General features: G+C 64.9%; 2 protein-coding genes. Both read left to right on the top strand.

Annotated features, from left to right (window positions below; translation table 11 throughout):
• The first annotated feature begins 109 nt into the window (after positions 1-109).
• Positions 110-2,224: a polyribonucleotide nucleotidyltransferase gene (pnp, locus tag VLF18_RS08375; protein WP_325279173.1), complete on the top strand. Its 2,115-nt coding sequence runs from the start codon at positions 110-112 to the stop codon at positions 2,222-2,224.
• 117 nt (positions 2,225-2,341) lie between these two features.
• Complete coding sequence (locus VLF18_RS08370; protein ID WP_325279172.1) at positions 2,342-2,794, top strand: hypothetical protein; 453 nt, start codon at positions 2,342-2,344, stop codon at positions 2,792-2,794.
• Positions 2,795-2,860: the final 66 nt, after the last annotated feature.

Below are 2,860 nucleotides of genomic sequence, written 5' to 3'. Positions count from 1 at the left end.
GCGCCGCCGCCTGCTGGCCTATCTGAAGGCCAAGGACGCCACCCGCTACAAGACCCTGATCGACCGCCTCGGCATCCGCCGCTAAGCGCAACGCACCGAGGAGATGGCAGTGGCGAAAGTAACCAGGTCGTTCCAGTACGGTAATCACGAAGTCACGCTGGAAACGGGCGAAATCGCCCGCCAGGCTAGCGGCGCAGTCATGGTGAGCATGGGCGGAACCGTCGTGCTGGTCACGGCGGTAGCGGCCAGCAAGGCGCGCGAGGGACAGGATTTCTTCCCCCTTACCGTCGACTATCAGGAAAAGTTCTACTCCGCCGGGCGCATTCCCGGCGGCTTCTTCAAGCGCGAAGGCCGGCCGACCGAAAAAGAGACGCTGACTTCGCGTCTGATCGATCGCCCGATCCGCCCGCTGTTCCCCGAAGAGTTCCGCAACGAAATCCAGATCATCGCGACGGTCATGTCGCTGAATCCGGAAGTCGACGGCGACATACCGGCGCTGATCGGCGCGTCCGCTGCGCTCGTGCTCGCGGGCGTGCCGTTCAAGGGCCCGATCGGCGCGGCCAAGGTCGGCGTGATCAACGGCCATTACGTGCTGAACCCGAGCGTCAGCGAGCTGAAGACCTCGGATCTCGAACTCGTCGTCGCCGGCACGTCCACCGCCGTGCTCATGGTCGAGTCCGAAGCCAAGCTGCTCAGCGAAGAAGTCATGCTCGGCGCGGTGACCTTCGGTCACAACGCGCTCAAGAGCGCGATTGCCGCGATCGAAGCCTTCGCCGCCGAAGCCGGCCGCAAGACCTTCAAGTGGACCGCACCGGCGCGCAACGACGCGCTGTTCGCGGCGCTCGAAGCGCAGATCGGCAACCGCATGGCCGAAACGTTCCAGATCCGCGACAAGCTGGCCCGTCGTGACGCGCAGTCGGCGCTCAAGGCCGAAGTCAAGGCTGCGATCGCCGAACAGGCCGCCGCGGGCAAGTGGACCGACAGCGAAATCGGTTTCGCGCTCGGCGACATCGAATACCGCACCCTGCGCGACGGCGTGCTGAAGACCAAGGTCCGCATTGACGGCCGCGCGCTCGACACGGTCCGCGGCATCGACATCCGCGTCGGCGTGCTGCCGCGCACCCACGGCTCGGCGCTGTTCACGCGCGGCGAGACGCAGGCGCTGGTCACCGTCACGCTCGGCACGACCAAGGACTCGCAGATCATCGACGCGCCGGAAGGCGAGTCGAAGGACACGTTCCTGTTCCACTACAACTTCCCGCCGTTCTCGGTCGGCGAATGCGGCCGCATGGCCGGCCCGAAGCGCCGTGAAATCGGCCACGGCCGTCTCGCCAAGCGCGGCGTGCAGGCCGTCAAGCCGACCATGGAAGCGTTCCCGTACGTGCTGCGCGTGGTTTCGGAAATCACCGAATCCAACGGCTCCTCGTCGATGGCTTCGGTCTGCGGCTCGTCGCTCGCGATGATGGACGCCGGCGTGCCGCTGACCGCTCCGGTCGCCGGCATCGCGATGGGTCTCGTGAAGGAAGGCGACGATTTCGTCGTGCTGTCGGACATCCTCGGCGACGAAGACCATCTCGGCGACATGGACTTCAAGGTGGCCGGTACGCAGGACGGTATCTCCGCGCTGCAGATGGACATCAAGATCGACGGCATCACCGAAGAAATCATGCGCGTGGCGCTGGAACAGGCCAAGCGCGGCCGTCTGCACATCCTCGGCGAGATGAACAAGGTCATCACGTCGGCGCGCTCGGAAATGAGCGAATTCGCGCCGCGCCTGCTGACGATGCGCATCCACCCGGACAAGATCCGCGAGGTCATCGGCAAGGGCGGTTCGGTCATCCGCGCGATCACCGAAGAAACCGGCACGACGATCGACATCCAGGACGACGGCAGCATCGTCATCGCCTCGGTCAACCGTGCCGCGGCCGACGAAGCGAAGAAGCGCATCGAGATGATCGTGTCCGACGTCGAGCCGGGCCGCATCTACGAAGGCAAGGTCGCCAAGCTCATGGACTTCGGCGCATTCGTCACGATCCTGCCGGGCAAGGACGGTCTCGTCCACGTCTCGCAGATCTCCAACGAGCGCGTCGAGAAGGTCTCCGACAAGCTCAAGGAAGGCGACACCGTGCGCGTCAAGGTGCTCGAAGTCGACAAGCAGGGTCGCATTCGCCTGTCGATCAAGGCCGTGCTCGAAGACGAACAGCAGGGCGCGGCTTCGGCCTGATCCTTGCGTTTCGATGCAGTCAACGAAAAGCCGGCCTAGTGCCGGCTTTTTCGTTGCAGGGTCGACGAGCTTCCCACCGTTTTCGCGTCGCATCGATCGACATCTCAGGCTGTTGCCATGGCCACGATCGCGCTGAGCTTTTCGCCGCCGCAAGCCGGCTGGATGCGCACCCGGCTCGTGGTCGGCAGGCACGTCCTGACGTTCGACGTGTCGGATGTTCCGAACAACGTCGTTGAAGAACTGTTCGATGCCGTCGCATCGGCAGCGGCCGGACGCAGTGGCAGCGTCTGGTGGAATCAGGAGCCTGCGGGATACTGGCTGGAACTCGCTGCAGCGGATGACGATCGCGTGCGTGTGCGGTTGTGGCAGCGCCAGCACGAAGCCGATCGACCGGGGCGCGAACTCGAGAACGTCATAGGCACTCGCCGCGAAGTCCTGCTGCCGCTCTGGCGTGGGCTGCGTCAATTCACCTGTTTCTCGCTCGGAGACTCGGACTGGACAGCGTCGTTCGTCGAGGGGTTTCCGGAGCGCGTGCTGCGTCTGCGCGCAGACATCGAGGCGGAAACGTAGCGCTGCGCCTGCCGCCGTTTTTCGCTAGCGCGTCTGCGCTTGCTTCCACTGCAGCGGCGGCACGCC

This window comes from Tahibacter sp. (genome assembly GCF_035481375.1).
In the GTDB taxonomy this organism is placed as follows: domain Bacteria; phylum Pseudomonadota; class Gammaproteobacteria; order Xanthomonadales; family Rhodanobacteraceae; genus Tahibacter.
Note: the sequence above shows the minus strand (reverse complement) of the source record. Positions and strands in the feature narration are given on the sequence as shown.